Source organism: Vibrio sp. 1-2 (7-a) (assembly GCF_013048515.1).
GTDB lineage: Bacteria > Pseudomonadota > Gammaproteobacteria > Enterobacterales > Vibrionaceae > Vibrio > Vibrio diabolicus.
In genome coordinates this window covers 53,794-80,061 of the sequence record NZ_VHSQ01000003.1, presented here as the reverse complement: position 1 = coordinate 80,061, position 26,268 = coordinate 53,794, and the positions used below count along the sequence as shown (strand labels likewise).

Below are 26,268 nucleotides of genomic sequence, written 5' to 3'. Positions count from 1 at the left end.
TCACACCATTAAACGCGATCGAGAAAGATAACGAAGAGAATATAAGATGAATCTACGTCATACATTATGCTTGATTACTTTAGCGGTCTTATCTGGCTGTAATCAAGAATCGGCCAAGGAACCTGAACAACACGCGCCAAAACCTCAGACGGTTCAAGACCGAATCGCAGAAAAAAATGCTCAACAGTGGGAAGATGGTCGTGTTTATATCACAGAAAACAATTACGTTATTTATGACAAAGAGACGGGTAAACCTAAACACTTTATTTTTAAAGCTAAAGAATGGCCACGTGAAGATCTCACCAATGAAGGCTCTTATGATTTACCACGTGTAGTGTTTCGTTGGGATAACGCCCGAAATGAAGCGAAAGACCACTATGATCAAAGGGATAAAGTGTGGAGTATCAAAACGGATGGGACGGACTTGCGTCTGGTCGCAGATGAGTTTGTTGGCAAAGTTCGTCTAATGCGTGTCTCTCCAAATAATCGCTACTTGGCTTTGGCCTATTCGGCCTCAGAAGGGATGTTTAAAGTAATTAAAGATCTTAAGACGGGTGAGTATATTGAACTCGGTCGTTCACGTGGCTACCCAGAGTTTCTATGGGCTGAAGACAGCAGCTATCTTTACTACGTAGACAAGTTTAAAGACTGGAAGTACACGTTAGCGACGGGTGAAAAAGAAGAAACGGAAGTTAATTTTAATGAATACTCTGTTATATATAATGGAAAACGAATTGTTGTTGTTGCATATGGAGTAGCAGTTTTCGATGAGCAGACGAATGAACTGCTTTATTCTGTTGCACCTAAAGAAAGAGGAGGTGATTTGGATGCCAAGGAGTTCCGTAAGAAAGCAATTAGCCCAACAGGACGTTATGTTTGGTCAGAAACCAGAACGCACCGTTATCTTATTGACGTTAAAAATAGAACCTTCCAGTCGGAAGAAATTGTTCCAAGAGCGGTAGGTAAGTTACGTTATTTTGAAATTCTAGGTAAAGATGTAAATTACACACGAGATGGAGCGGCTAGAGTTATATTGAGCAAGACAACAGAAAACAATGAATTTGGGCCATACCTGAAATGGGAGCAAATTGGGACAGGCCATAGTGCTGGTAATTCTTCTCTATACAACGCTTTTGCCAATAATGGTGATTTTGTTAAAGAGGGGGATTTATGAGCCTTGTAGAGAACTGCAATACAATACCGCTACATGCTAGTTATTATTTATTTGGCGCTTACTTTGCAGCCGAAGAAGATGAAAATAACGACAAAACTTACCCTTCATGGCACTCCAACACGAGTCTAGTTGGAGAAAATATTTCCAATATTCGCCCGTTAGCGAAAGTGCCGATGCTTAACGTCACCGATAGCGATAGCCCTAAGCTTTGGGCTACCGACCATAAATTTAAGTTATGTTCACTGGGTAATGGAAAGCCAGATCAATATGGGGCTTTTGAGGTCCTGACACCAGAGCACACAATTCATGCTTTAGGTAGGGATCTACCCAAAGAGGGTGAGCAGACCTTCACTTTCCGCTTTCCACCCTTGCCTTTAATAGCTTCACTTTCTGAGTTAAACCCCAAAGAGTTAGCTACAAAAGTTGCAGATTTGAGTAGCCAGTTGGAAAACAGCGAAGCAAAACTCACCTTGACAGAGATCAGCATTGAACAATTGGCTAAGCCTTACGAACCAGCTGCGAACGGGGGGCTCAGCGAAGAACAGGCAGAATATAACAAGTGGTATGAAGATGTAAGTGAATCGGGAGAGACACTAAAAGGCTTCGTTTTACCTGTTGTGGCGAGTTGCGCTGTGGTTTTTTCTGATCAAGGTTATGAAAGTGCGACGGTTACTTTGCAAAAATTTGACTCAACCAAAGAAGGTGGGGAATACAAAACGATAGGTTCTTCAGTACAAGCGACATTACCTGAAGATGAGCATTCAGAAGAAAATGCTAAGCAATATCCATGCGCGATGTTTCACGTTGATCCTGCTGATTTTAAAGAAGGCTTATACAGTATCCGTGTCGAATTTATTCCAAGCCAGATGAAAAATGGCGTTCCACAGTTCATTAAAGACGCTCATATTCAGCAATTTTCTGAAGGCTTAGATACAGTCTACACTTACGAGCTACGTGAACAGATTACCTTTTCTTCAAGCACTCCGTTAGGGAAATTTGCTATTGTCAGTGGCGATATGATCTCCCTTGAGGAATCCTTGATTTATCAATACCCTCAGTACTTTGGAAATATGAAACATTATCTTCACGGTAATGTACAAGGTGTAACTGCCAATACGCCAGCTTCAAGAAGTATTGCGTTACTCAAGAATATCCGAGATGTGTCTGCTCAGCTAGGAGCAGGGCTGCTGAGCGGTAGCTTGCAAGACACTTTAGACCGTGATGGCCGCCAAGCGGTGTTTAATAACGTCTCGAAACTGTATTGGGATGCAGTTAAGTCCGAGATGCCGCCTGCGATGAAAGCGGCGGGCGAATTGTATTACGGTATTTACAGTACGAAAGAAGCGCTTGATAAGTTGCAGGAACTCCACACACCAGCTATCGCGGGTGTTGGTTGGAAGGCGCTATTTCACGATAAGGTTTTTAACACCAATGAAGCTCGGGCAAGCGCACTAGCACTTTCTTTAGAATCACGTCTGGGTAACCGACGTGTGGTTGCCGGGCGAGTTGCGGAAGCTTGGCTTTCTGGTGGTAAAACCGTTGGTTTTAATGGCTTCGGAACGGGATTGACAGCACTTAGTTTGTATAAAAAAGCTAAACAGCTGGTTAATCAAAATAAAAAGGTTGATAAAGCAGAGCAAGGAACAGAAGAAGTTACAAAAGACTACCTTGCTCAAATTCCAGTTTGGAAGACAGCTAACCATATCCAGGAAGAAAAACTAGAACAGGCTTTAAAAGATGCGCGTGATCAATCTGGCAATCAGATTGACGCCATTCTCGTAAATAGCTCTAGAGGCGCAGGAATAAAAATAGAATTTGCCTTTAACTCGCGTGAAAAAGAGTTAAAGGATCATGCACCTATATTTAAACAGCTTGCTGCTTCTCTTGCCAACGTTTTAGAGAATGAGCCAAACCTTAGAGTAGAGATAGAAGGGCATGCTTGCCAAGTCGGTACCGAGAAAGCAAATATGCAGGTCTCGGCAGAGCGCGCAGAATATGCGAAAAAACTGCTCATGAAGGAGTTCCCTGTTTTTGAAGGTCGTGTTTCGGTAGCCGCTTTTGGTGAAAGTAAACCTGTCTATGTTCCCAAACAAGGTGAAAAAGTCGACCGCAACAACCCTAATCTAAGACAAAACCGTCGGGTTGTAATCCGTATTTACCTGCAATCCCTGAACATATTCTTTCATCCCAGTCGCTATGGCTCGCATGCAATGGAACGCTCTAGGCTTGCTCTAGAAGCTGAGATGGTTGCGCAAGATAAAGCAGAAGTCGCACTGCGAATGGCGATTTTTGACAGTGTCGTTGACGTCGCTTCCTATATTCCTGCTATAGCTCCTGCGGCAAGAGGGTTTATGCTTGCCATAGAGGGGTCAAAGACAGCAATATCTGCGGTGAAAGTGATTGATAGTTTAATGTTGGACTCCTTCCTAGAAGAGTTAAAGCAAAGCCATGAGGTTGTCAGTGAGCTTGAAAGGCTGGCAAAAATACATATCGAGTTACTTAACGATTTGCGACGCAGTAAGGTAGATGTAGGTATTGAATGTAGGTCTTATCAGGAACTCATTACTCACCTTGAGAGCGAAGACGTTCGTAAGGAGGTGTTAAAACGCTACCAACTACGAGCGCTTGCTATTAATGGCTTAGTGTTATTACTCGCTGACCTAGGATCTCAAACCAAACGGAATTCCAATATCTCGTTTAGGTTTTTGGTTGAGCGTTACAAGGTGAAGGAATACATTGAGAATTACATTTTGAGCGATGATTGGTCTGTACATACGATCAAAGGAAACACCTTAGCGGCTAACTGGAAGAACCGTTGTGATAACGAGTACTACATCGAGTTATCGACAAATATGCCACAAGGAGCACAGCATTGGCCTGCTCCAATAACAACTAATAGCAAAGTTTCTCATCTCTCTATAACCGAAAACAGAGATAGCCTTAAAGCGGCAGGTGCATTTAATCAAATCTTCCCGATACAAACTATGTTGTTTGAACATCCAAATGAAACGATGTTTGATAACTTTACCGAGTCATTTAACCCGCAGGGAAGTGAGTTAAAGAAAGATGAAATCGGCTATTGTCGAATACTAGTTCAGTCAGCTCGCTATGCTGAAAGTGATGAACCGGAATGGATGTCATACGATAGTTGGATTCAGCAATCTAGCAACAGTCGTCTAGGTCCATACGATAAAGTGAATGTGCAGTTGGTACTTAAAAAAGAAAACAAGTATGCGAAACCAGTTACTATTGGCTACGATCGCGTCGACGGGCTCGAAAATATTAAAGGCCCAGCTTTCAGTGACTGGATGTTGCCAATGAAGGTTAGTGACTTCAAAGCTGATCCTGATGGGCGAATAAGTGCTTTTTACAAGCAACAGGGGATTGATGACGGCGCTACGTTGATTGCTATTGAGCATATTCCCTCATTCCGCTTCGGTGATGTGATGATCGACGGTATGAAACCAATGACCTCTAAAGCAAAGCTAATATTCTCTGATGCAATGTTCAGTATGGCAGTTTCCGGAGCAGCGATATCGGGTCAGCCAAGCGACTATTTTGCAGAAGCGGATTCCTTTAAGCGCTATGTAAAAGGCGGAGGCTTCCAAAATATGCGTTACTGCTTGGGAATTAGAACGAATCAAGGGCAACATAGTTTTTACTTACCACAAGAGTACAGTCTGGGGCAGAAGTTTGATGATGCCGAAGATGAGTTGCAAATTGGCGCTTTAAGTACAGAAACTAGACTGGTTTTGCTTGATACCTATTTGGGAGAGCAGCAACTGCGTCTACGTGAACAGGACCTTATGGTAGAGAGTTTTACCTTAATGGCAAGTGAGGGAGACAAAAATACCATCCCTATACTTCATGGCATTAAACAGCAAGTGGTGGCTATAGACACCAAAGCGTCTGGTTTGAACTTTTTCAGTGAAAGAAAATGGTACCAATCGGCTGATAATATCTGGCGTGATGGTTTCTCATGGGGAAACAAAAAGAAAGACGATCCTGCCAGTATTTATGTACTGATTTTGGGTGAAAGTCATGAAAAAGCACTTTATGAACGTTTGGGTATGTCGTGGGAAGCAGTGAATATGTGTATTCAACTGGCGCTCGACGGAAATGATGGTAAGCCAGTTAAAGGTCCTCTTTACTTCACCGATATGTATCATATTGGTGAGTTTGTTCATAAAAACGAAGAGTGGATGTTTACTGAATCTATTTCAGAAAACCATCGAGAACAAGTTGATGCCATGAGTGAGTTTATAGGTGAAGCAGTAAGCAGCCTCACTAAAGAGAATGAGCTATCTAAGAGCAAAAGCTATACGATGTACTGCATGAGGTTTAACTTGGAATATGTTGCACCAACGGGAGTTAGGTTAAAAGGCCTAAGACCGTTTGGTGGTGTAATTGGTGGTAAAGCGAACTTGGAGCTTTCGGTTGCTCATCTAAAACAAGTCGGATTAAATGGAGTTGATGACTATGATATTGGTCGTGATGCTGTAATTTCTATTCCTTCTTTAAATGCGGATAGTGCTTTGGCAGGTAATTTCTTTAGTGATATGCCTTGGCTAATTGAGAAAGAGTCGACAGAGGAAGGCGTAGACAAGTCTGCGGCTGAAACTTGGAAGCAGTACAATGAATCTCAACGCAAGAAATGGTTGAAAAATTGGATTGAGAAACAACCTGCGGTAACTCAAGCACCCAAGCCCTTGGAAAAGTCACTTGATAACCCTTCCTAGATGCAAAAAAACCGCCTTCGGGCGGTTTTTCTTCTCTTACCAACGGAAACTGAAGTAAAGTTTTCTCGCTTCTCGCTTAACCAGCTGCAGAAATATCGTATTTCTTCATCTTATGGTTGAGAGTGCTCATTGGCAGCGCCAATTGCTCAGCGGCTTTCTTGGTGTGCCAATTGCAGGCATTTAAGCAATCGATGATCACTGTACGCTCGTATTGGCTGACAACGTCCTTAAGGCTCTTTGAAACGTCTTCTAAATCCGCTTGTGCTTGCTGCTCGTAAGCAGGTTGCTCTGGGGTAGGTGAAGCTACTTTCATTTCGATACTTGGTATATCTTCTGGGATTTGTTCGCCAAACTCAATGTGAGTAATGGTTTCAAAATCGGACAGTAGCACCGAGCGCTCAATGATGTTCTTAAGCTCACGCACGTTACCTGGGTATTGATAGGCAAGGAGCTGTTTACGTACGTTGGCACTTAACCCTGGCGCTTGCGGCAAACCTAGCGTGTTAGTCGTGTGTTGCACGAAATGCTCAGCAAGGGGAATAATGTCCGACTTGCGTGCTCTCAGTGGTGGTAATGTAATAGGGAACACATTCAAACGATAGAACAAATCGGCACGGAATCCGCCATCTTTGATTTGCTGCATAAGATTACAGTGGGTTGCGGCGATAACGCGAACGTCCACCTCAATCTCTTTGCTGGTACCGATAGGGCGAACTTTACGCTCTTGCAGTACACGCAGTAACTTTGCCTGCAGTAGCATTGGCATATCGCCAATTTCATCTAGGAAAAGCGTGCCGCCGTTGGCTGCTTCAAACAAACCGACTTTATCTTTGTCCGCGCCAGTGAATGAGCCTTTCTTATGGCCAAAGAGTTCCGACTCTAATAACTGCTCTGGGATTGCGGCACAGTTCTGTACGATCAAAGGCTGTTCTGAACGGTTAGAGTTTTCGTGAATGTATTTCGCGATCACCTCTTTACCAGCGCCCGTTTCACCACGCAACAGCACATCGACAGGAAGAGATAGCACCTTATCAAGACGATTCAAGACATTGAGCATTTCTTCGCTCTCTGCAATAGGACCTTGATAGGCTTTCTGGGTACGCTTTTTGAGCTGAGTGTTCTCGCGTACTAGGGCTTGATTGTCGGCATTGAGATTTTTTATTACTTGCCCGTATTGCTCTAACCAAACGGCTTGGCGAATATTACTCGCAGCCATACGACAAAACTCAGTCAAGGCTGCCTCGTTGTCGATGACGTTCAAATCGAGTAAGACTAACAGTCCAATGGTTTTGCTTTCGCTATCAATCAAAGGCCAAGCCAGTAAGTTCTCGCTTTTTAATCCCAGTGTCTGCTCAGTTTGATAGATGCTTTCGCAGTCATAGCCGTTGTACTTATACAACTCGTTAATCAAAACCACTTCACCATTACGAATAGCAAAGTTAAATGGGTCGTTCTCACTGGCTGAGTCTAACTGTAATGCTTCCCAAGGGTGGGAAACAATCGTTTTATCGTTATGGTGAGCGGTACTTGGAATCAACGCCTGCCCAGTCTGGTCCAAAACGTAAATGATGCCGTGCTTTGCGAGGGTCATTTGTCTCGCAGCGGTCAACACGGCATCCAAGGTTTGGGTAAGCTGGCTGCGATCAGCCAAAGACTGACTGATCGCAAGTAGGGCGTTACTAAGTTCGCTATGGTTAGCTGAACGCATAGGTTAGTGTTCCTTGCTCATCGACAGACACTTCGATTTGCGTATGTGAATCATCCTTGTCATGCACTAATAGCTGAGTCGATAGCTGAGGTAGTAACTGACGGTTGATGACTGCGTCAATGTTACGTGCGCCTGTTTCAGCAAGACGACAGTTGCCTAGTACGAACTCAACCAAGCTTTCTTCGTAGCTCAGAGACAATTTATGATGGCTCTGTAGACGCTGAGAAACTTTGTTTAGCTTGTGATGAATGATTTCTGTCATTGCTTCATCAGAAAGCGGAACAAATGGCAGTACCGACATACGTGCCAGTAGCGCTGGTTTGAAGTGTTGGTTCAAAGTAGGGCGGATAGCTTCTGCAATGATGTTGGCATCGATGTCTTTTGATTGATGAACCAAAGATTCGATCTCGTGTGTTGCAAGGTTACTGGTCATGATGATCAGTGTGTTCTTGAAGTCGATGGTGCGGCCTTCGCCGTCGTTCAGTGTACCTTTGTCGAACACTTGGTAGAACAGGTTCAATACTTCTGGGTCAGCTTTTTCTACTTCATCAAGCAGTACAACAGAATATGGACGCTGACGAACCGCTTCTGTCAGCATACCGCCTTCACCGTAGCCTACATAACCCGGAGGTGAACCGATTAGGCGAGATACGGTATGCTTCTCTTGGAACTCAGACATGTTGATGGTCGTCATAAAGCGCTCGCCACCAAACATTTGATCAGCAATCGCACGAGCCGTTTCAGTTTTACCCACGCCACTTGGGCCAACCAGCAGGAATACGCCTGTTGGTGCGTCTGGGTTACCTAGACCGGCTTTCGCCGTTTGAATGCCTTCGGAAAGTGCATCGATAGCGTATTCTTGGCCTTTGATGCTCTGTGTTAGGCTTTCTTTCAGTTTTAGCGTGGTTTCTGCTTCGTCTTGAAGCATCTTACCCATTGGAATACCAGTCCAGTCCGAGATCACGTGGCTGACTTCATCTGGACCCACTTCAAAGTGAACCAATGGGTTGCCATTGCGGATTGCGTCTAACTGTTCTTGGCAGGCTGAAATTGCAATGCGAACGGCTTCTTCATCCATTTTTGCATATGGAGAAACGTCTTGCTCTTGTTCTGAATCTTCGTCTGCAACAAGCTCTTCTTCATTTGTTTCGCCAAAGACCAGCTCATGCAAGCGAGAGCGTAGAGCGATCATCTCTTGGATCTGCTCTTTTTCTTTGTGCCATTGCGCTTCTTGTTCTGCTAGCTCTTCTTTCGTTGTTTCCATTGCCAGTTTTAGGTCTGGAATGTTAGTAAGGCTGTGCTTGTCGCCAGTTTGCTGCAGAGCATCACGCTCAAGTGCTTCAAGCTCGCGCTGTTGAGCTGCAAGTTCTTGCTGCAGTGTCTCTACAGAAGCAGGAATGGCATTAAGGCTGATGTTCACTCGTGCACATGCCGTATCTAGTACATCGATCGCTTTGTCTGGTAGTTGACGGCCAGAGATGTAACGAGCAGAAAGCGCTGCCGCAGCAGTGATGGCGTCATCACGCACGTAAACGTTGTGTGACTTCTCGTACGCTGGGCGCAGACCACGAATGATCAATGCTGCTTGTTCAGGAGACGGTTCGTCGAGTTTCACCAATTGGAAACGACGCGCAAGAGCAGGATCTTTCTCGAAGTACTTCTTGTATTCCGACCATGTTGTCGCCGCGATGGTTTTCACTTCGCCACGCGCTAGGGCTGGTTTTAGCAAGTTTGCCGCGTCGCTGCCGCCTGCTTGGTTACCACCGCCAACAAGGGTGTGTGCTTCATCGATGAAAAGAATGATAGGAGTTGGTGAGTTTTTCACTTCATCCAATACTGCGTTTAGGCGTTTTTCGAATTCGCCTTTTACGCTTGCACCAGCTTGCAGAAGACCCATGTCCAGGCCGTAAAGCTCAACACCTTTGAGGTTGTCTGGTACGTCACCTTGTACAATCTTAAGTGCCAAGCCTTCTACTACTGCGGTTTTACCAACGCCCGGTTCACCAACAGCAATAGGGTTGTTTTTACGGCGACGAGCAAGAATGTCCACGATTTGGCGGATTTCTTGGTCGCGGCAGAAAACAGGGTCGATTTCGCCTTTGCGTGCTTTACCAGTGAAGTCTGTGGTGAATTTGCTCAGTGCTGAACCATCTTCACGAGCTTGTGTTTTCTCTGAATTAGCAACTTGCGCCTCAATAGAGTGGCTTGTTAGTTCTGCAAAGTTACGCTTAAGGCTGTCAGGGTTTACCGCTTCAAGGATAGAGGCGTAACCATGTTGGCCGTAACGGAGAGGGTTGCTAACAAGAGTAAGGAGTAAGGCACCAGAGCGGATTTGTGTTTCGGATAGATCTAAAGAAGAAACCAGCCAGCTTTCTTGCAACCATTCGATTAATAAAGCAGAAAAAACAGGTTTGCTGCCATTTCCTTTGGCGTTGGTGTCGAGTGTGGATCGAACCGATTGTCTTAATAAGTTCTCAGAACAATCAAAATGACTTAATAAGACGTCAAAATCACTATTTGGCCTTTCTAATAGACTCAGTAAATAATGCTCAATTTGAACTTCGTTTGCTTTTTCAGAGACTGCAAGTGCAGCGGCGTCTTCTAGTGCTACTTTTGCAATCGGGTGTAGACGCTGAATTAATGAAGAAAGGTTTATATTTATCATAGCCATTTTATTCTTTAGAGGAAAAGAGGTAGCGGCTATTATACTAAAAGTGATTGCGTTCTTTTTTTATCAAGATATTTTGACTATCGTTTATTGGTTATTTTTAATGATTATTGTGACATTAATGTTTGTGGTTATTTTAATAGCGTTGTTATTCTAAATTAATTGATAGTGAAAGTGTCGGATTTATTAGTTTTAATGACTTTATTTACACAGTTTTATATGGTTATTTTCACTTTTTAAAGTTAGAACAATTTATTATTATCTTAATCCAACTTTTTGGTTTTTTATCCAATAAATTGTACTCAAGATATTATCGAATAATACCTAAACCTTTTAAGTTGTTGTTTTTGTTTGTTTTTTAAAGTTGGCACGGACTTTGATTATACCAAGTAGTCGCGGTGATAAGCGATTTGGTGATTTAAACAAAACAGATTTTAGAAAAGGAAATAGCGATGCCAACTCCAGCATATATGTCTATCCAAGGTGAGACTCAAGGCCATATTACTAAAGATACTTACTCTGCAGATTCAGTAGGTAACACATGGCAAGAAGCTCACGTTGATGAGTTCCTAGTACAAGAACTTGATCACGTGCTAACTGTTCCACGTGATCCACAAAGTGGTCAACCAACTGGTCAACGTGTACACCGTCCACTTGTTGTAACTAAAGTTCAAGATCGCTCATCTCCACTACTATTCAACGCACTAGTATCTGGCGAAAAACTTCCTGAGTGTGTGATCCGCTTCTACCGTACTTCAGTTCAAGGTAAACAAGAGCACTACTACTCAATCAAATTGATTGATGCGCTACTTGTCGATATCCAAACTCGTATGAACCACTGTCAAGACGCAGCAACAGCTGACCGCGTGACAGAAGAAGTGCTTAAGTTCACTTACCGTGCGATCGAAGTAACTCACGAAAACTGTGGTACTGCGGGTAACGACGACTGGCGTGCTCCACGCGAAGCTTAATTGCTCGTCGCGTAAAGATTCAGGGCCAACGATTGTTGGCCCTAATTCGATTATTTGTATCAGGTAAAAGATATGGTGAATGACGTAGAATTTAAATTTGAAGTGCCTGGATGTGGGCATGAATTTCGGGTTGAGAGCTTTCATGTTCATGAAGAGTTATCTAAGCCTTTCCACATCAATCTCTCATTACTTTCACTTGATCCAGATATCTCGTTCGATGAGTTAATACGTAAAGCTGGAACATTGACACTTTACGGACAAGGTGTTGGGGCTGCGCGTGTGTTCAACGGCGTGGTGAATGAAGTTCGTTACTTAGGGACTGGACGTCGTTTTTCTCGTTATCAATTAGTCTTGGTTCCTCAAGCTTGGTTCTTATCTCAGCGCCAAGATTGTCGTATTTTCCAGCAAAAGTCAGCGCAAGACATCATCACAGAAGTACTCGATGATGGGGCAGTCACCGATTACCGATTTGAAGTGTCGGGTACTTATCCTCCAAAAGAATACGTTCTGCAATATCGTGAGTCTGACTTGCACTTCGTGCAGCGCATGATGGCTGAACACGGTATGTGGTATTACTTTGACCATAGCGATTCAAATCATACGATGGTCATTGTCGACAGTAATGACGCGATTGCACCTTTGATAAGCTCACCACTAAATGCTTCATACATTGGGCCGATTGTTTATCATGCCGATGGTGGCGGTGTTGCCGATCGCGAACATATCTCTGATCTCGAGTTAGTTAACCGCGTTAGAACGGGACAGGTTACGTACACAGATTACAACTACGAACACCCTAAAATTCCACAAGAGATGACACAGGCTGGTGAGCTAGACCAAGATCTCAAGCAGTTTGATTATCCTGGACGATACGTTGACCCACTGATGGGTCAGGTGAGAACCACGGAATGGATGTCGGAACACATTGTCGATAATCAACAAGTGGAAGCAACCAGTGACGTAATGCGCTTAGCATCTGGTTACAGCTTTAACGTCAGTGACCATCCGCGCTCCGAGATCAACCGCGATTACCTCATGTTGTCTGTAATGCACACAGGGCAAGATCCGCAAGTGCATGAAGATGAAGCGAGTGGTATGCCAACCACTTACTACAACCAGTTCTCATGTATTCCACGTGATGTGGTATTTAAAGCGCCTAAACTAGCGGCACCAGTAGTGGATGGCCCGCAAACGGCGGTTGTTGTAGGACCAGAAGGTGAAGAGATTTACACCGACAAGCTTGGTCGAGTGAAAGTACAGTTCCATTGGGATCGCTATGGCGATAACGATGAACACTCAAGTTGCTGGATCCGCGTAAGTCAATCCATGGCGGCGCCAACTTGGGGCGCTGTGTACTTGCCGCGTATTGGCCATGAAGTCGTAGTGACTTTCCTTGAGGGGGATCCAGATCGTCCGTTAGTTACGGGCGCAGTTTACAACGGTTTACATTTTCCTCCGTACTCTTTACCTGAAAACAAAACTCGCACCACGTTCCGCACGCAAACGCACAAAGGAACAGGTTACAACGAGTTGAGTTTTGAAGACGAAGCGAACCAAGAAGAAGTCTATATTCACGCTCAAAAAGACATGTCGACCAAGGTGCTCAACAACCGTTACCGTGATATCGGTCAAGATGAATTCTTGAAGGTTGCACGTCACCAAACGAATGAAGTTCATGGTGACCATAAAGAAACCATTCATGGGCATAAAACGACACAAGTAAACAGTACGTTTACCGAGACAGTCGAACAAGACGTTACCGTCACATACAACGCGAATGAAGCTCAGTATGTGAAAAACAATTCTGACTTAGAAATTGGTGATAACCGTACGACTAAGATCGGTAAAAATGATGATTTAGATATTGGTGAAAACAGTAACCTTACTATCGGTGCATCTAAGAGTTCAGACATTGGTGCGGATGATAACCAGACGGTTGGTGGCAACTTAACGGTATCAGTGAAAGGTAACACCGCTTATAAAGCCGATGGTGCGACGCAAATTATCAGTGGCGACAAGATTGTATTGAAAACGGGTGGTTCCTCTTTAGTGATGAACAGTGATGGTTCAATAAAGTTATCAGGCTCGGCTATTACGATCGAAGGCAGTGACAAAGTCGTCGTGAAAGGTGGCAACGTAGTGGTTAACTAACAATGGAAAAACAACCTCTTACAACAGAAGTAATATCAGAGCAGCAAGCCGAATCAACGGCTTGCTTTTCGCGTTTTGGAATAATAGTGGCTATCAATGAGTCTACGGGCAGTGTGCGAGTTGATTTTGATGGTAACCCATTTAAGCAGCCACTCACTGCGAGACTAGGACGTGGCTTTCGTCGTTCTGAACTGCAAATGGCTATCGATAATCGATTAAGTTGTCGAATTGAGTTTTTGAACGACGACTTAAGCTTGCCTCTTGTGACGGACATTTTTTTCTCCATTCTGGATGACTCTGATGAGTTTGTATTGCGAGCGAAGAAGATGGTTATCGAGACAGAACAAGAGTTGGTAGTCAAAAGTGGTGAGACAGAAACTCGCTATAGCGGGCGCGATGGACGAATTACCACTAAAGCGAAGTACGTCACTTCTCAAGCAGAAAAAGCACAAAAAATTCAAGGCGGAACGATCGCAATTAACTAATTACCTCGCGTTAGCTAATTTACTTCGAGTTAGCTAATTACTTTGTATTAACTAATTGCAATCGCGTTATGGCACGCTAATAACGGATAACTAGATGCGACAAAGAATCGGTGTCGAGCACCTAAAGGCACCCATAACCAATCAAGAAGTCGAAGGCGCGTTAGCAAAAGCTGAGCGCGCTGTGAATGACCTTTCCCAGTTGCCAGTAACATGGCTGGATTTCTGTAATGAAAAGCTGTCCATTGCTTCTGAAAGTATCGGTTTTTTAATCAGGCAGCGAGTTCAAATTCACAAAAGGGGTTATCCAAGTCGTGAGTTGGAGTATCTCAAACTTATTGAACGCCAAATTGAAGAACTGAAGCAGGTGTACTTGTCATTTTATCGGTTAGCACCGGGGTTGATTCATCAATTGAGAGACCAGGAGCCAGAAATCTACGGCTGGCTGATGCTAAAGGGCGAGTTGGGCTCAGAGTTGGATAACCTTTTGTGTGGATTGAGTTTACTCGAAGAGTTAGATGCTAAAACTGCAATGGTCATTGCCGTGCAATCTCCGGTTGAATCTATGGATAGCACGCTTTCGGAGCTTATTGAGGGTAATGCGACATCCAGTGCGTTTTACTTTGAATGCTTACGTGTACGTCAAACATTAAGTGTTTCTCTCATCAAGCGTTGGAACAAAGCCAGCATCATTAGCTCTCAAGTTGCTTTGCCACTGCTCGCTTTACAAGACGTAAAAGAGGGGATTGATTGGCTTAATGACAATGCAGGCAGCGAACAATACCTACTTGAACGTTTGATTACCAAACGTGACAGAGGCACTTGGTTCCGTCAGAGCTTTGGCATCGAACCAAATGGATTACCATCAGCGCAAGTGCTCACTTATGCCAAGTTGCTTGAGTTAAAAGAGTTTGAGGCGTTTGATATCTCTTCTCCATTAGCACCTGTTGATTTTGCTCTGAGTGGTGATTGGAAGTTGATGCCCCAAATCATCGAGCACTTGGAAAGCCTAGAGGAAGCAGAGGGTGAAATTTGGCTTCAAGCCTTGTATGTCGTCTACGGAAAACTTCTTCCTCTGACTCCGCAAGATGTTGGTGTCGAGTATGAATGGGAAGAGATCGTCGATCTTCTCAATGAGTGGGTGGAAGATGAAAAATATATCCAAAATCTACCAAGCCGCTTGGGTTACGCATTGAGCTTCGAGTCTACGTTAGCTGCGATGCAAGATGCTAACGTTGATGTGCTGTTCCGCGATTGGCTATGGCGTCAACTCTGTATTCAATCCAGAGCCTACGTGCCTTGGGATATGGCAATGCCGATTCATCAACAAGACTGGAACTTTAACAATTTAAAGGCCGCACCTTCTGCGAGCGAACGATTCAACTTAAGGAATAGCAATGCAGTTATGGGATATTGAGGTGCACCCTGAGCTATCACTTAAAGGTCGTTTTCAACGTGACGAAAACGGCGATGAAGTGTGGGTTGTGGTCGCCAAACGCACATGGCAATTCGATGGTGTGGTTTGGCACGAATTAGGTGAAAGTGAAATCTTCGATGATCCCCAATATTTGGGCGAAGAAGGTTTCTCTGCGATGAAAGTTGACCACGAATTCGCTTATACCAAAGACAACACAGACGTACTTGTTTACGGCAAAGCGCGCAGCTACGCGAAAAAGCCGGTGACATACCAAGAATGCCGCGTGTTGATTGATGGTCATATCGATAAGACTCTCGCTATTCACGGGGAACGCGTATGGGTTGAGCATGCTGGCAGTATCACGTTGAGTAAACCTATTCCTTTTATTGAAAAAGACATTGATTACACTTGCGCGATTGGTGGTGATTTACGCAACCGAATTGGCGGTGGTATTGCCGATTCCAACAAAGAGTTGCTTGAGCAGAAAGTGCCCTCGGTTTTTTATCCTCGAGAGGACTGGAGTGCCACCGCGAAAAAACTACGTGTTGCGGGTTTCGGGCCCGTGCCTCCTTTCTTTGATTCGCGCCAGAAGCTGGCCGGCACGTTCGATGACGATTGGATTGAGAACCGCAAGCCAATGTTGCCACTCGATTTTGATAAGCGTTTCTTCCAAAGCGCGCCTATTGATCAACAGTGCAAAGGCTTCCTTCGTGGAGGAGAGCGTTTGATGATGAGTGGCTTTTGTCATGATGACACGCTTTCATTCCGCATTCCTAAAGAGAAATATCGAGCAACTGCCGTTTTTAATAACGATAGCTATCAAGTTGATATGGCGATGTACGCCTTATTCGTTGATGCTGAAAAGAAAGCCATATCAATTAGTTACACCGCTGCGTTTCCTTGTCAGGGCAAGGAGCATTTGTTGGTGTCGACATCGATCACTAAGTTGGAAGAGGTAAGTGAGCATGCATAATTCAACAGGCCGTTACGTGCTAGGGATGGAAGTGATGACGCCAACCGGTATGAATTTAGATATTGCCAGTGCAGTTTCGTATGCTGATTTAGGAAGATTCGACCAATGTGTAGGGGATGATGGTATCGAGCGTTTTACTTACGCAAAAATCGAATACACCAAAGAAATTGAGCAGTTTGAGAAAACGTGTGAGTTAATAACCCACTTGCTTGATTCATTGTTGGAACAATTGCCGCGTTCTTTAAAGCCGATTCCGTTACTTATAGCGGTGCCTGCGTCTATTTCACTAGTAAAGGTGCAAGAATGGCTTGGTGAAAGTAACTATGCTGAATTTGTCTCTGTGGTGAATGCCGTTCATGCCAGTGGGCCTAGTTTCGTTCTCCAGGCCATGAAATCATTGGATAAATACGATGCCATGATGTGTATCAGTGTCGATTCCTTGGTGAATTCGATGCAAACACTCATCGACGATGCGATGGTAATGAGTACGAATAATCCATGGGGCGTTATTCCGAGCGAGGGTGGGGCAGGTTTAATTCTTTGCCGCAGAAATACCATAGAGACATTGAAACTTAAGCCTCAAGCGCAACTTGGCTATATTGATACGGAATTAAATACTTCAGACCGAAGAGGTATGTTTCGACTTGTTCAACGTGCGAGTAAAAAGCTCGATTCATTTGGTGAAGTGTATTCCGATATGACGAACCTTCGCATGCACACGGAAGATTACGGCTTTGCTCTGGGGGCTAAAGCGGAACGGTTCACGAATCCAGAACAACCGCAGCTTATTAACGAATTGTGGGGCACGTTGGGCAGTTGCTCTTCTCTAGCCTTAATCGCCTTTGCGGTCAGAGATCACCATTTTAGACAACCAACCACGTTGTTAATGTTTGACTTTCATGGTGACAAGGGGATTCTCCAGTTGCTGCAATGTTAGTGGGCACTCATCGATCAAATGGCAATGAAAATACACTCATATTATTAGGTTGAAGTTTGTAACACGAAAAAGCGTATAACTGATGCAGTGAAAGCGTAAGTAAAAAACTCTAATAAGTTAGTAATAATAACTAAAATAATAGGCTTACTGTTTGTTTTAAATACTAGCCTTGATACAAGTATGTTCAAGAAAATATTATTCAACTCTAATAATATTTATTCTATGAAAGAGTACTAAGTGTCTAATAATCAGAGTACAGCCAAAGGATATATCGATCAGTTGGTTGTGAAAGCTATTGAGAAAAAGAAACTGAATGAGCAAAGGCTAGCAGAAAAAAATAAGCCGAAGCTTGAGTACGTGCTTTTTTCACAGTTTGATGTATTAGACAAGCTTCCTTCTAAAAATGGTAAGACAACGGTTTACCATCTTGCAAAAAAAGGGCAGCCAGAGAAGCAGATCTGTTGCAAAGTTATCAATGATGACTCGCCAGAATTTGCGAGCAAAATGTTGGTTAACGAAGCGAGTCGATTAGAGCTTTCCCAACACCCGAGCGTGGCTAACTTCATAAAAATCGGCAACGAATTCGAACGCCCATATTTGATGTACGAGTGGATCCAAGGTGAATCACTCGCAGAAAAGATGGAGCGCCACTCTTCTAAAGGTTTCCGCCACGACCATATCGCTTGGTTGGTATATCAACTCGCTGGTGCCTTAGAGTTTATGCACACAAGAGGCATCTGCCATCTTGATATTAAGCCATCCAACGTACTAGTGAGTGAAGGCGATTACGTTAAACTCATCGATTTCGGTGCTGCTCGTTATATTGGAGAAACGGAACCTTACGCAGAAGCAAGCTTGAACTACGCTTCACCTCTTTATATCGAAACTGGCATCGCGGAACCGCAAGATGATGTTTACTCCCTTGCTTTGCTCGCTGGACATTTATTTTTGGGTTCAATATTTGGTGATACTTGGAATAAACAATTAAAAGACCGAAAGCGTCCTGCATTGATCCCGGCTCATATTTGGAAGTTGTTGAAACAAGTCATCAATAAACCAAGAGGGCATGGCTATACCGCTATTTCTTTCGCCCAGCAGTTAGCACGAATCGATACTCAATCGATTAACTCAAATTCTAACGCACCAATTTTCAGTAGCTTGCGTAATGCGGATCTTCTGCTTACACACTGTAAGTCGAATGATAAAACAGCGTACGGACGCTTCAAACTATTGGAGGCGAGTTTAGTGTTGAGTGTGGTGGCAATGACAGGAAGTTATTTGTATCAGCAAAATTCGGATGCATTGGATGCTATTTTTGCCAAAGAAACGACACCTTTAAGTCACACAATCACGCCCACAGATACTGCTTCTTTTTTGGCTGAGCCGCCATGGAAAATCAAAGAAGTATTAGCAAAAACTGAGCAGAGCGTTGATACAACTAAAGCCTACCGAGAAGCGTATCGAGTTCAGCAATTAAGCCTTTCGGGTTTATATAATGAAAAACAGACTCAGTTGAAGTCTTATCAAGCTTTAGCTGATGGACTACCACAGACATTAGTGGATTTACGCAAGGAGCTTGTCACGTTACGAGAGGAACTCGTTCGTGATGGTGCATTGTTTCCCTATGCGGACGAAACACTGACTAAAGTGATGTCGGGTTTGAATGTCGCCTCTGTTGATTCCATGAAAGTATCTGCCATTGCTGGCAGTCGTGATAAGCAGATTGCTCACTTAATTTTAGATGGTGAAGCTAAGCTCGCAGAAGAAGAAATGAAAGAGGCGTGGTTATTAAACCAGTCACAGGCATATTTCTATAGCCAAGTTTTACCAAAGAGAGTGATGGAAAATATTAATGACTCCATTGATAAACATGCAGAAGCTCACTTTTACACCAAAGCGATTGAAGAAGCTGAATTAGCCAAAGACTACTTCGGTAATACGCCAGAACTAGAAAAAAAAATAACAGACTTAATCATCGCAAGAAGCGAATTTATTTTGTTTAGTACGGTGATGGAGCAATCCATTTTCGACAAACAGAAATTGCATGAGTCCCTTGCTGATTTAGAACGAAATGCGCCAAGAAAATTTACAGAAATCACAAAAATTCTAGATAGCATGGCGTCGGATGCGATTAATCAGAGTCATCAGTTTTCTAAGCCTGCAAATGGTGCCATTGCCGTAGCTCGTGCATTGAGAGACTACTTGACAGAAGGAGATGCGAATTTTGTCCAACATTGATACTGATCACCTTCTTAAACCGATTTCTGATGAATCTCCTGCGGGTAACGATGCTCGTTACGAGTTTTGCTATGAAATGATGGAAGCCGAGGTAAAAAAGTTCGGCTCTCTATTTGGCGAAACGGTCGACTGGAATGTAGTAAAAACCAATGCGATGGAAGTGCTCGAGCATCATAGTAAAGATTTAAAAGCACTTTGCTATTTAGTACGAGCGCTTGCCGAGGAATCTGGGCTCAAAGGTTTTGAGCAAGGTCTGAAACTGCTTAATGAGGCGTTAGCTTGCTTCGGTAGTGATCTTTACCCGTCACGGAAACGCGGTAGAGACGGTGCGGTGGAGTGGTTGAACCATCAATTTAAATTGATGAGCACTAAGCTTGCGGACAGTGCGCAATCTTGGGAATTAGTTTCAGGCTGTATTTCGGCGATTGAAGAAGTGCAGCGTCAGTACGACGATGTTTACCAAGATTCCGAAGCTGACTTCTTTGAGATTCGCACGCAGCTCAATGTGTTATCTCAACAAGCGGCGGCCGATGACCAGAGCGATGACGCAATAGCAACCATCGAACAAGCGGCACCAGCTACGCAGCCTGCCGCGGTAGAAATGCCAGCACAGAACGACGTTCAAACCGCTTCAGCGAAGATGGTTCCGCCGGCCCCTAAACCTGCGCCAGTTAAGAAAGCCGTAGCAAAAGAAGTCGATGTCGATACAGATTTCTCGTCGCCTACGGCTTCAAAACGCACGTTAAAAAAAGTCGCGGAAGTCATGCTTCATGCAAACCCAAGTGATCCGCTGGCTTACCGAATTTATCGTCATCTGACTTGGGATGACATTGATGGTCTACCTGACCACCAAAACAATCAAACGCCATTGAGCTTGGCGGTATCGTCCGATCAACAAGCGGAATACCGCGACAAAGCCAATCAGGAAAGTGACATCGACACGATTAAACGTTTGGAGCGCACGCTAACTGACGCGCCATTTTGGCTCACAGGCCACCATTTCGTGTATTTGATGCTTACTAACTTAGGTTTTGATGACGCAGCACTTGCCGTGAAACAAGAAGTAAAGCGGTTTGTTGAGTCACTGGAGGGCATCGAACACCTCTCTTTTAAGAATTCTATACCATTTGCAGATGAAGCAACATTGAGTTGGTTGTCTACTCAAGATGCTACTTCATCGGCAGCACAAACTGTCGTACAGACGGTTGTGATCGCTGAAGAAGATTCATTGCTGGTGGAGGATATCACTCTAGAAAATCTAGGGGAATATGCCGCAGAACTCGCCCGCAAACTTGAGCTGGATGGCTCAGGGCGTGGACAGTTCATGCTGTATTTACAATTGATAGCAGCTTACCAGTCTGTTGGATTATACCCGTTGTGTTTGCCGTATCTTGAGAAGGGGTGGGAAGTACAAAATGCGTTTAATCTCGCGAGCTGGGAACCCCACTTATCGTCGCAGTTAGAAGGCCTGATTCGAAAAACACTCCATCAGTTATTCAGAAGTAAGGATCTTTTACCTGAGAAGTATGAAGAGTGGAAAGCAATTTATGACTAATTAAAGAGTTAGATAAGGAACGAATTATGTCACGTGACGGCTCGGTGGCTCCTAAAGAGCGAATTAATATCCGTTATGTTCCAGCAACTGGCGATACGCAAGAAGACGTAGAACTGCCGCTAAGCATGATGGTGGTTGGCGACTTTACTGCACGTGCAGATGAGACGCCAATTGAAGAACGCACTCCAATCAATATCGATAAAGACAACTTTAACGAAGTGCTAGAAGGCATGTCTCCAAACGTTAAAGTGAACGTTGAAAACCGTCTTTCTGATGAAGAAGGCGGCCAAATCGGTGTTGATCTAACGTTCCAAAACATGAAGGACTTCTCTCCAGAAGCGATCGCGAAAAGCGTGCCTGAACTAAACAGCCTGCTTGAACTTCGCGAAGCCTTGGTGGCGCTGAAAGGCCCTCTAGGTAATGTTCCTGCATTCCGCAAGAAGATCGCATCAGTACTTCAAGATGAAGACGCGAGAAAGAAACTGTTGGATGAACTAAGCATTGGTAACGACCAAGACGCGAAAGAAGAGTAAGGGATATCATGTCTGCAGAAGCACAAGCGCCAGAACAAGAAGCAGCCTTAGTTGAATCAGGCTCACTTCTGGATAGCATTCTTAACGAAACTCGTTTAAAGCCAAGTGATGAAGGTTTTGATGTTGCAAAACGCGGCGTAGAAGCATTCATCAGTGAGCTACTAAGCAGCTCGAACACAGAGAAAGTGGATCAGTCTTTAGTTGATCTGATGATCTCAGAAATTGACCAAAAACTGTCTAAGCAAGTTGATGCAATTCTTCACAACGAAGAAGTTCAAGCGATTGAATCAACGTGGCGTGGCCTTAAGTACCTGGTTGACCACACTGACTTCCGTGAGAACATTCAAATTGAATTGATCTCTGCAAAGAAAGATGAAGTTCTTGATGACTTCGAAGACGCACCAGAAGTGGTGAAGTCTGGTTTGTACAAACAAATCTATACGCGTGAATATGGCCAATTTGGTGGTAAACCTGTTGGCGCAGTCATTTGTGACTACGATATGTCGGCTTCGTCTCCAGACATCAAACTGATGGAGTACATGGCAAACGTGGGTGCAATGTCTCATGCACCATTTATTACATCGGCGTCTGCGAAGTTCTTTGGTTTAGATAGCTATGAAGAGCTACCGAATCTAAAAGATCTTAAGTCAGTATTTGAAGGCCCACAATACACTAAATGGCGTAGTCTACGTGAACACGAAGATGCACGTTACCTAGGTCTATGTACGTCTCGCTTTATGCTACGTACACCTTACTCTGTAGAAGATAACCCAATTAAGGCGTTTGACTACGATGAGCAAGTAACAGACAGCCATGACAACTACCTATGGGGTAACTCTGCGTACGCGATGGCATCAAAAATTAGTGAGTCTTTCGCTAAGTACCGTTGGTGTCCAAACATCATTGGTCCTCAAAGCGGCGGTACTGTGCATGACTTACCGGTTTACAACTTTGAAGCCATGGGTCAAATCGAAACTAAGATCCCAACTGAGATTCTTGTTTCTGACCGTCGTGAGTACGAGCTAGCAGAAGAAGGCTTCATCGCGCTAACTATGCGCAAGGGTTCTGATAATGCGGCGTTCTTCTCTGCAAACTCAGTTCAAAAACCGAAAGTGTTTGCGAACACGCCAGAAGGCAAACAAGCAGAGATGAACTACAAGCTAGGTACTCAGCTTCCTTACATGTTCATCATCAACCGTCTAGCACACTACATCAAAGTGCTACAGCGTGAGCAAATTGGTTCGTGGAAAGAGCGTTCAGACCTAGAAATTGAACTGAACAAGTGGATTCGTCAATACGTTTCTGACCAGGAAAATCCGCCAGCAGAAGTCCGTGGTCGTCGTCCACTACGTGCTGCTAAGGTTGAAGTATCAGACGTAGAAGGCGACCCAGGTTGGTACAAAGTATCAATGTCTGTACGTCCTCACTTCAAGTACATGGGTGCAAGCTTCGACTTGTCTCTAGTTGGTAAGTTAGACCAATAACCCATTGCTGAAACCATAAAGCAGCCAGTAAAGACTGGCTGCTTTTTTCGTAGGAGTGAAGATGGAAAAAGGTTATCGCCTTTTAGAGCGGATTGAGCTTGGTGAACCCAAAAACTGTTACGAGAAAGTCGTTTCTCACAAGCATTTGATTGAATCTATTCATTCTCATCTCGCAGACTTGCTGAATACCCATTCTGGGAATGCAATGATCGACAATGAGTATGGTTTACCCGATTTTAATGACGTACTTTCTAACAACACGAACCTAGTTCGCCACATTCAAAAAAACATCACGTCAACCATAGAGCGCTTTGAACCGCGACTGTTGAATGTCGAGGTTAATTACCGTGAAGATCACCATAACCCGCTACAACTCGGCTTTGGTATTCGCGGCGAAGTTTCCCATAACGGCGGTAAAGTCCCAATGTCGATAGACGTCTACATGGGAACCGACGGCCAATTTAACGTTTAGTAGGTGCCACTTGAGTAACAGTAAATACTTTCAAGATGAACTCACGTATTTGCGTGAGTCGGGTAGTGAGTTTGCCAAATATCATCCGAAGTTAACTCACTTTCTCTCTGAGGGAACCTTTGACCCAGATGTCGAACGACTTCTCGAAGGTTTTGCCTTTCTGACAGGTCGAATCCGCGAAAAGATTGATGATGAACTGCCTGAGCTGACGCAATCTCTGATGACTTTGCTGTGGCCACATTACATGCGTTCGATTCCGTCTTTGTGCATTAGCGAACTAAAACCGCATACCGGAAGTGTTACTGAGAAAACCGTGGTGAAACGTGGCGCAGAAATGGCGAGTGAACAGGTAGAGGGCACGCAATGTTTGTTCCGTACTTGTTACGACGTCAATCTATACCCAATTACGATCACTAACATCGAACAGACCAACAGCCGCACCAGTTCGATGATTGATGTGACTTTATCGACGGAGCATGGCCTTGAACTGTCTCGGATCGGTTTAGACACGCTGCGATTACACCTGCATGGCGAGATTCATATTACTCGAACTGTCTTCTTATGGCTGTTCCGTTACCTAGATTATGTCGAATTAGATGTTGGTGGTGGTTACAAACATCGCTTAGGGCCAGAATACGTTAAGCCAGTTGGGCATGAAGAGGACGAAGCGCTCTTGCCTTACAGCAAAAATTCATTTGCAGGCTATCGTTTGCTGCAAGAATTCTTCTCTTTGCCAGATAAGTTCATGTTCTTCGACATTAAAGGCTTAGAGTGGTTAAAAGGCATTCCACAACGTAGCACGGTCAAAATCAAATTCCACTTTAAGCGTGCATTACCGTCAGAAGTGGTGCTTAAAGATAAACACTTGAAATTGCACTGTACGCCTGCCGTTAATTTATTTGAAAAAGATGGCGATCCAATTCGTTTAGAGCACCGACGTAACGAGTACAAGGTACGTCCGCAAAGCAACACTCAGGAGCATTACGAAGTCTATTCCATTGAGCAAGTGGAAAGCTGGAGTAAAGACGAGCGTCGTCGAAAGTCTCTGATTGAATTTGAATCATTTGAGCATCAAATTAACCAACGAGATAAGCGCGAGTTCTACAAATCTAAAGTCGCTGAGCGTGTAAGCGGTAGAGGCCTTGAACGCTACATATCATTTCATACTCATAATGGGGACATTGCGGAACTGGGAACAGAAACGGTACTCATGAAACTGCAATGTAGTAACGCAGATTTGGCGGAACGTTTGTCAGTGGGGGACATCACTTACGCGACCCATAAATCACCGACCTATGCGACGTTTAGGAATATTACCAAGCCCACTCAATCGGTCAGTCCGCAAGTGAATGGTGAGCTTCAGTGGCAGTTAATTGCGAATATGTCACTCAACTACTTATCGCTGGCAAATATTGATGTACTTAAAGTGCTTCTCTCTACCTATGATTTCCACTCTCGTGTTGACAGACAAGCGCACCGCGCATCCATTCATCGACTTGATGGGGTTATCTCTTCGGAAATGAAACCAATCGACCGTGTGTTTCGTGGCGTTTCGGTACGCGGCAATCAGTTTAAGTTGGTCACCAATTCCAAATTTTTTGTCAATGAAGGCGACATGTTCTTGATGGCGACGGTGCTTAACGAATTCATCCGTTTGTACTCGAGTGTGAACTCCTTTACCGAACTGGAAGTGTTTGATGAAGCGACTGGCGAGGTTTATAACTGGGCAAGTCTTATCGGACAGCAGACGATACTATGATTAATACACTTTCTGATAAGTCGAATGAGTTTAGTTTCTATCAAGCAGTCTTGCTGCTAGAGAAGCATTATCAACTAGAGCCGAACTCTAACTTTGTCGCCGTCGGTGAGAACAAGTACTTCCACCAAGAACGTATTGAGTTCAGCGTTTCGCCAAACTTATCTTTTCCAAAGAGCGATATGGACTTTATTGCTCATATGGAGAGAAATGGCCAGCAGTATTCTAGAGTCGAAACTAACTTTCTTGGCTTGCATGGTTCAAGCTCACCACTTCCTGCTTCTTATACTGAGAAACTGGCAGGGCGAGATCCTGAAGACAATCCGGTAAAAGATTTCTTTGATTTTTTCCATAATCGGTACACCAGTTTGTTGTATCGGGTTTGGAAGAAATACCGATATCACGTGCAGTACCAAAGCGGGGCAAGTGATGCCTTCTCTGGACGTATTCTGCACTTGGCAGGCCTATCTAGCGTAATGCAAGATAGTAAGGTCGCAGAGTTAGATCGAGCGAAAATACTGTCTTATGTAAACCAACTTTCTACGCGTACGCGTTCGCCGAAGCTGATTTCCGGTATTGTTTCGCATTACTTCTCGTTGCCTAGCGTGCGCATTGAAGAGTGGGTATATCGCCGCGTAGAAATCGCAGAAAGCCAACGGAATAAACTCAACCGTGCTAATTGCATATTAGGGCAAAATTTGCACTTAGGACAAAGCATTGCGGACTTAAACGGCAAATTTAATCTCTGCATCGACAGCATCGATTTTGAAACATTTAAGCAGTTTTCCTACGATGGTGAGTTACACAAAACACTGGTTGGCCTGATGCGTTTCATTTTGCGTGACCCGATGTCGTGGGACTTAAAGTTGACAGTTAACTTAGATAGTATTCCAGAGAATAAGCTAGGTAATGGGGAAGGGAACCACTTAGGACAAACATTCTGGTTAGGTAACCCAAGTGATAAAGATGCCAAAATCCGAGTTATCGGAAGCATATAAGAAAGCCGCTCT

The 26,268-nt window shown here is 44.1% G+C and carries 17 protein-coding genes; 15 read left to right on the top strand and 2 right to left on the bottom strand.

Features of this window, described 5'->3' with window-relative positions; genetic code table 11:
- Positions 1-46 precede the first annotated feature (46 nt).
- Both FKN08_RS10615 and FKN08_RS10610 read left to right on the top strand, forming a co-directional pair.
- The gene (locus FKN08_RS10615) at positions 47-1,174 is read left to right on the top strand and encodes a Tricorn protease domain-containing protein (RefSeq protein ID WP_170892080.1); all 1,128 of its coding nucleotides are present in this window, start codon (positions 47-49) and stop codon (positions 1,172-1,174) included.
- Positions 1,171-5,913, top strand: coding sequence for an OmpA family protein (locus tag FKN08_RS10610; protein ID WP_170892079.1), 4,743 nt, complete (start codon positions 1,171-1,173; stop codon positions 5,911-5,913). The genes FKN08_RS10615 and FKN08_RS10610 overlap by 4 nt, the downstream gene beginning before the upstream one ends.
- Before the next feature lie 76 nt (positions 5,914-5,989).
- On the opposite strand, the gene FKN08_RS10605 is transcribed toward FKN08_RS10610, so the two are convergent.
- Positions 5,990-7,621 carry a sigma-54-dependent Fis family transcriptional regulator gene (locus FKN08_RS10605; protein WP_145472792.1) on the bottom strand — a complete coding sequence of 544 codons (1,632 nt, stop codon included), beginning with the start codon at positions 7,619-7,621 and terminating at the stop codon, positions 5,990-5,992.
- Complete coding sequence (gene tssH / locus FKN08_RS10600) at positions 7,608-10,286, bottom strand: type VI secretion system ATPase TssH (RefSeq protein WP_170892078.1); 2,679 nt, start codon at positions 10,284-10,286, stop codon at positions 7,608-7,610. Before tssH ends, FKN08_RS10605 begins: the two co-directional genes overlap by 14 nt.
- 455 nt (positions 10,287-10,741) lie before the next feature.
- Between tssH and FKN08_RS10595 the strand changes: the two genes are divergently transcribed.
- From FKN08_RS10595 to tssG, 13 genes are all read left to right on the top strand, one after another.
- On the top strand, positions 10,742-11,260 hold the full coding sequence (locus FKN08_RS10595; RefSeq protein ID WP_005373415.1) for an Hcp family type VI secretion system effector: 519 nt from the start codon (positions 10,742-10,744) through the stop codon (positions 11,258-11,260).
- Positions 11,261-11,332: 72 nt separating this feature from the next.
- A complete protein-coding gene (gene tssI / locus FKN08_RS10590; RefSeq protein ID WP_109169809.1) occupies positions 11,333-13,411 on the top strand; it encodes a type VI secretion system tip protein VgrG in 2,079 nt (692 codons plus the stop codon).
- Positions 13,412-13,413: 2 nt separating this feature from the next.
- The gene (locus tag FKN08_RS10585; RefSeq protein ID WP_005392644.1) at positions 13,414-13,896 is read left to right on the top strand and encodes a hypothetical protein; all 483 of its coding nucleotides are present in this window, start codon (positions 13,414-13,416) and stop codon (positions 13,894-13,896) included.
- Between the two features lie 94 nt (positions 13,897-13,990).
- Positions 13,991-15,310, top strand: a complete 1,320-nt coding sequence (locus FKN08_RS10580; protein WP_170892077.1) for a hypothetical protein — start codon at positions 13,991-13,993, stop codon at positions 15,308-15,310.
- A complete protein-coding gene (locus FKN08_RS10575; protein ID WP_170892076.1) occupies positions 15,291-16,283 on the top strand; it encodes a DUF2169 domain-containing protein in 993 nt (330 codons plus the stop codon). The genes FKN08_RS10580 and FKN08_RS10575 overlap by 20 nt, the downstream gene beginning before the upstream one ends.
- Positions 16,276-17,220 carry a hypothetical protein gene (locus FKN08_RS10570; RefSeq protein ID WP_170892075.1) on the top strand — a complete coding sequence of 315 codons (945 nt, stop codon included), beginning with the start codon at positions 16,276-16,278 and terminating at the stop codon, positions 17,218-17,220. Before FKN08_RS10575 ends, FKN08_RS10570 begins: the two co-directional genes overlap by 8 nt.
- Positions 17,221-17,457: 237 nt before the next feature.
- The gene (locus tag FKN08_RS10565; protein ID WP_170892074.1) at positions 17,458-19,458 is read left to right on the top strand and encodes a protein kinase; all 2,001 of its coding nucleotides are present in this window, start codon (positions 17,458-17,460) and stop codon (positions 19,456-19,458) included.
- Positions 19,445-21,013 (top strand): type VI secretion system protein TssA, encoded by a 1,569-nt coding sequence (gene tssA, locus FKN08_RS10560; RefSeq protein WP_170892073.1) that lies wholly within the window; start codon positions 19,445-19,447, stop codon positions 21,011-21,013. The genes FKN08_RS10565 and tssA overlap by 14 nt, the downstream gene beginning before the upstream one ends.
- Before the next feature lie 26 nt (positions 21,014-21,039).
- Positions 21,040-21,546, top strand: coding sequence for a type VI secretion system contractile sheath small subunit (gene tssB, locus FKN08_RS10555; RefSeq protein ID WP_005392637.1), 507 nt, complete (start codon positions 21,040-21,042; stop codon positions 21,544-21,546).
- An 8-nt stretch (positions 21,547-21,554) separates the two neighbouring features.
- Positions 21,555-23,030, top strand: a complete 1,476-nt coding sequence (gene tssC / locus FKN08_RS10550; protein ID WP_005392635.1) for a type VI secretion system contractile sheath large subunit — start codon at positions 21,555-21,557, stop codon at positions 23,028-23,030.
- 61 nt (positions 23,031-23,091) lie between these two features.
- The gene (gene tssE, locus FKN08_RS10545) at positions 23,092-23,502 is read left to right on the top strand and encodes a type VI secretion system baseplate subunit TssE (protein ID WP_005392634.1); all 411 of its coding nucleotides are present in this window, start codon (positions 23,092-23,094) and stop codon (positions 23,500-23,502) included.
- Positions 23,503-23,512: 10 nt separating this feature from the next.
- Entirely contained in the window at positions 23,513-25,261 is a 1,749-nt protein-coding gene (gene tssF, locus FKN08_RS10540; protein WP_006741090.1) for a type VI secretion system baseplate subunit TssF, read from the top strand.
- Positions 25,258-26,256 (top strand): type VI secretion system baseplate subunit TssG, encoded by a 999-nt coding sequence (gene tssG / locus FKN08_RS10535; protein ID WP_006741089.1) that lies wholly within the window; start codon positions 25,258-25,260, stop codon positions 26,254-26,256. Before tssF ends, tssG begins: the two co-directional genes overlap by 4 nt.
- Positions 26,257-26,268: the final 12 nt, after the last annotated feature.